Origin of the sequence: Mycobacterium sp. SMC-17, from assembly GCF_045310915.1 — a bacterium.
Classification (GTDB): Bacteria; Actinomycetota; Actinomycetes; order Mycobacteriales; family Mycobacteriaceae; genus Mycobacterium.
On record NZ_JBJIAK010000110.1, the window covers coordinates 1 to 4827 of the forward strand.

A 4827-nucleotide genomic window follows, 5' to 3' on the forward strand; every position below is an offset into this window, starting at 1 on the left:
ATTATTCCTTGCAGGACAGGCACTTTCGCTTATCTACACACCCCCACAGTCAACATTCCACGAAAAATCCGGGCTAGGTCCACGACCTGCTCCTGAGTGTCGCCCCACCGCAGGTGGTCGAAGCTGCTGGGAGAGTCGACCGTGCCGAGTGCAGCATGCGTGAGTCCGCTACCGAAGCGTCGCAGACGAGGTATGCGAACGCGCTGACGGCATGGGGAGCGGCCGGCGGCTACGAGATCGAAGTGTTCTGGGACGTCTGTACCGACGCCGCGCTCGGGACGAAGGGCGCGTCGTACGTTCCAGGCGGCGGAGTCTGTTGCGTTGAGCCGAATCGACACAATTGCTACCGGTTTTGTCGGCAGCAATCGACAGTTGCTGCAGCCGCCTACGAATTGCGGTTCGAATACCCGCCGGCATCATTCATCGATTGCACATGAGATCAACGTACGCAGTCTTGTACCGAACGAGATTGCCGACGTTCCCGGTAGGTCCTCGCTGTATCCAGGAGTGCTTGACGGCAGTGCCGTCGCGCACCGCGATGACCGTACATTGCTCGATGGGTGCGTTACCGACCTTGTTGAGTATCGGTCGAAGTCCCTGTGCTTCTAGCTCGCTGATCGTGGCCTGGGCCGATTTCTGCACCTCGGGCGCAGCCAGCGCCGGCGCCGCCGAGCCCAAGCTCAACACGATGGCTCCGCACGCAACCACGACGCCCTTGGTAATACCGCCGCCCAACAATTCAATTTCCTTTCCAGAATCCAAATACGTTTATCTGCGTATTCTCAAATTCAATTCTAGTCAGGTTCGAACGTGCGTCGAGGTATTCATATGCGACACATAATGATCGACATGCCAATTTCATGATCGATTCATAGCCATTTCAGACATTGCCAGCTCATGGCGTCCGGATGAGAGGGCCGCTGAGCGAAGCGACGCCCCTCGCGCGGTTGGGGTTGCCCGTCCCGAACGAAGGCACTCCGTGGGGCGCACAGCTATGTTTGTGCCGGCGATCTGGAGGCGCCGATGCCTGAACGGACCGATTCTGGGTATTCCGCCGACAGTGGACCGCCAGATGAAGAGGGTTGATGTGATTCGGTTCGGAATCGTCGCGGCGTTGGTCGCCGTTGCGGCAGGCCTTGCCGTTACTGCGCTTTTCGGTAGTTGGGTGTGGTGGATTGCGGCGGCGGCAGTAGGTGGGCTGGCCGCGGTAGGCGTCTTCGATGTGACGCAACGACGCCATTCTGTGCTGCGCAACTACCCGGTGATCGGACACATCCGATACCTGCTTGAAGCGGTGCGCCCGGAACTGCAGCAGTACTTCATCGAACGCAATTTTGACGGCCGACCGTTCGACCGCGACATCCGCTCACTCATCTATGAGCGGGCCAAAGGGACCGCGGCCGAGCTGTCGTACGGCACTGAACGGGATGTCGACGAGCCCGGGTACGAGTACCTGGTGCACTCGACCGCACCGGTGGAACCGCCGCCGCAGCCCTACCGGGTTCGTATCGGGGGCCCAGACTGCACCCGGCCCTATGACATGGCACTGCTGAACGTTTCATCGATGAGTTTCGGAGCGCTCTCGGCCAACGCGTTGAAAGCCCTGAATGCCGGGGCGCGACGGGGAGGCTTCGCACACGATACGGGCGAAGGCGGCCTGACGCCCTACCATCTCGGGGGCGCAGATGTGGTGTGGGAGATCGGGTCCGGCTATTTCGGCGCCCGCACCGCCGACGGACACTTCGACCCTGACCAGTTCGCCGACAAGGCCGCACACGACGCGGTCAAATGCGTGTCGCTCAAGCTGAGCCAGGGCGCCAAACCTGGGGTGGGCGGTGTGCTGCCCGCGTCGAAGGTGAGCAAGGAGATCGCCGAGTATCGCGGCGTGCCCGCGGGGGAGAAGTGCGTGAGTCCCGCTGCGCACTCGGCGTTTTCAACTCCACGCGAGCTTGTGCAGTTTGTGGGTCGGCTTCGCGAACTGTGCGGCGGCAAGCCGGTGGGATTCAAACTGTGCGTGGGATCGCGGGTGGACTTCTTGGCGATCTGCAAAGCGATGCGCGCCGAGGGGGTGACTCCCGATTTCATCATCGTCGACGGTGCGGAGGGCGGAACAGCCGCTGCGCCACTGGAATACGAGGACCACGTCGGGCTTCCGCTGACCGACGGATTGATGACGGTGCACAACGCACTGGTCGGTACCGGCCTGCGCGACGTCATACGCATCGGCGCCAGCGGCAAGGTTGCCGCGGGCAACGACATCATCAAACGACTCATTCAGGGCGCCGACTACACCAACGCTGCGCGCGCCATGATGATGGCCATCGGCTGTATCCAATCGCAGCGCTGCCACACCAATCACTGCCCGGTCGGGGTCGCCACACAGGACCCGCGACGGGCCCGAGCTCTGGACGTCGACGACAAGAGCGCGCGCGTGTATCGCTACCAGAAGGCCACTGTCGAGCAGGCAATGAAAATCATGGGATCGATGGGCATCGCCGATCCGGCGCTGCTATCACCGCATCTGCTGCGCAAGAAAGTCTCGGCCACCCAGCAGGTCTCGTACGCGGAACTCTACGAGTGGTTGGCGCCCGGTGAACTCATCGAGCAGGCGCCGGAAAGTTGGGCTTTCGACTGGGCGGCGGCCGATGCCGATTCGTTCCGGCCCATCCTGCGATCTCGGCGATTGTCCTGACGCCTGCAGGCCTTTGGCGTTCGAGCTGAGGCGGTTTGGGCGATTGACGTGGACGCGGCCGGGGTAACTCTCAGCCGAGGCCCGGACCAGTCGGGACCGTCAGGTGTGCCAGGGAGAACGATGAGCAAGATATCGAAGTCACTGTATCCGCCGCTGTCAGCTGCGTTCAGCGTGGTGGGCGGCCTGGTGGCCGGCAATGTCTTCAGTGTGTTGTGGGAGCGGATCGACGACTCTGGAGAGGGACCTCCGGCCCAAGGATCTGAACCGCTCGGGCGGGCAAGCCCTGCTCGCCGCCGGTGTGCAGGGCCTCGTCTTCGGTTTGGTCAGGGCTGCCGTAGACCGAGCGGGGGCGCGCAGCTACCGCGCTGTGGCGCGCGAGAATCCGGTGTAAAGCTCTCGCGGTTGGCTACGCGGGTTGACTCACATCACAGGTGCTCGATCGTCAGCCGTTGTCGATGCTTTGTGCCTGTTCAGCGCGCTGTCGGCTCTTCACGGACGGCCCAGGCCCGACCGAACGGTGTTTGAAGGAGACGCAAAACGAGCATGGCATGGTCATGGGCGAACACGAGAAAGCTGATGAGGCACGTAAAGGCCTGGTCGATTCGATCAAGGGCAGAGCAAAAGAGATCGCCGGCGCGGTGACCGGCAACGATTCATTGACCGCCGAAGGGCAGTTGGAGCAGGCGCAGGCGCGGGCCCGCAAGGAGGCCAACGCCATCGAAGCGGTCGCAGACGCCGAAGCCGACGCCGTCACCGGCCTGGCGTCGCAGGCCCGCCACCAGGCGGCCGGCGCCCGGGACGTGGTGCGGTCCGGCACGGACGCCGCGGAAGACGCCGCACAACAGCGGCAGGTGGACCAGGTCCAGCAAGCCACACAAACAGCGCGGCACCGCGCCGCCGAGGAGCAGGTCCGCGCCAGCGTCGAGGAGCAGCGCGAGGAACGGCAGGCGGAAATCCGGGAAACGGCCGACACCGCCGCAGCCGGCAGGGAGGCACGTGACGCGCTCGCCGAACATCGCGCCGCGCAGAGAGATGCGGACGAAGGGCAAGCCGAGGCCCGTCGCCTTCGCGAACGCGCCGAGACCCTCAGTGATCGAACCAACTTGTCCTGAAAGACATTGAGAGCCAAGGAGATATCGTGAGTATCATCGAATTGCCGTTACAGGTCTTGCGCATGCAATACCGCCTGGCCCGGTTTCCCCTGCAGTTCATCGAGGATCGGTGGATCGTCCGCCTGGACGCCGAAGCACCCGCTCGGCTGATCTATGAGCGGTCGCTCGGGGGTTTGGACGCTGCGGTCGGCGGAGTGCTGGGCGATTCCACGCTGCGCCGGCGGGGTGCGGCGCTGGCCCGCCGAAGCGAGGTTCGTGCCGAAGCTGTCGTGCGGAGCATGGACGCCGCCCAACGGCGCAAAGAGGCCGGCGCGCAGCTGGAGGACTCGCTGGAAGAGGCCGCCGACGACCGCGACGAAGCGATCGCCGCCAAGCAGGACGCAGTGGCGGAAGCGCGCGAGCGCGCGCAGCAGCGTAAGCGGCAGGCGGCGGAAGAGGCCGACAAGCGAATCGCTCAGGCCGCGAAGGCCAGCCGGGCCGAGGCCGAACGTAAGCGCGAGGCTGTCAAATCCGCCGAACAACAACGTCTGCAACGGATCGCCAAGGCCGAAGGGAAGGCGGCGGCTGCGGCCGAAGCCGCGCTCGAGGACGCGAGGGTCAAGCGTGCCGCGGCGGCAGCCAAACGCGAGCAGGCTGAGCAGGTCGAAGTACTGGCCGACGCCGAGAAGCAGAACCGGCGGGCGGGTCGGGTCTGACGCAGGCTTCCGAACCGACAGTGGCTTGTCCCGCGACGTTGCCGAGCATGGCGACTGTGCCGAAGGTGTCGCCGATCGTCGACACGAAGATATCGCCGGGGGCAGTGACGTGCCTGCGCGGCTAGGGACCTTCTTGGCAGCTGTCGAGACGCAAGGAAGGTTGACAAACGTGCACCGCTTGTTAGGCAAGCTCACCAGCCAGAGTTAGTTAGTGAGCGCAGATCGCCCCAGCATCTGGCTGCTGCTGGGGCGGGTCTGCTGCACGATCAGGTGACAGTTTCGGTCACGCGGCCTGACTGGCCGGTGTGGTCATGATTGCTTCGAATTC

General features: G+C 64.1%; 4 protein-coding genes and 1 pseudogene. 4 read left to right on the forward strand and 1 reads right to left on the reverse strand.

From position 1 onward, the window contains the following. Window positions 1–420: 420 nt before the first annotated feature. A complete protein-coding gene (locus ACJH7A_RS30000) occupies window positions 421–762 on the reverse strand; it encodes a hypothetical protein (protein WP_244872621.1) in 342 nt (113 codons plus the stop codon). 325 nt (window positions 763–1087) lie between these two features. Between ACJH7A_RS30000 and ACJH7A_RS30005 the strand changes: the two genes are divergently transcribed. The 4 genes and pseudogenes from ACJH7A_RS30005 (at window position 1088) to ACJH7A_RS30020 (ending at window position 4499) form a co-directional block, all read left to right on the forward strand. Next, window positions 1088–2692: an FMN-binding glutamate synthase family protein gene (locus tag ACJH7A_RS30005; RefSeq protein WP_371824558.1), complete on the forward strand. Its 1605-nt coding sequence runs from the start codon at window positions 1088–1090 to the stop codon at window positions 2690–2692. 120 nt (window positions 2693–2812) lie between these two features. Then, a pseudogene (locus tag ACJH7A_RS30010) lies at window positions 2813–3083 on the forward strand (DUF4235 domain-containing protein). 163 nt (window positions 3084–3246) lie between these two features. Further along, window positions 3247–3804 (forward strand): CsbD family protein, encoded by a 558-nt coding sequence (locus tag ACJH7A_RS30015; protein ID WP_212812415.1) that lies wholly within the window; start codon window positions 3247–3249, stop codon window positions 3802–3804. Between the two features lie 26 nt (window positions 3805–3830). Then, window positions 3831–4499, forward strand: a complete 669-nt coding sequence (locus tag ACJH7A_RS30020) for an IF2 family translation initiation factor (RefSeq protein WP_244872620.1) — start codon at window positions 3831–3833, stop codon at window positions 4497–4499. Window positions 4500–4827: the final 328 nt, after the last annotated feature.

What these genes read in the sequence shown, in the direction of transcription:
- ACJH7A_RS30015 (WP_212812415.1), top strand. Translation starts at nt 3,247, where the DNA reads ATGGGCGAACACGAGAAAGCTGATGAGGCACGTAAAGGCCTGGTCGAT.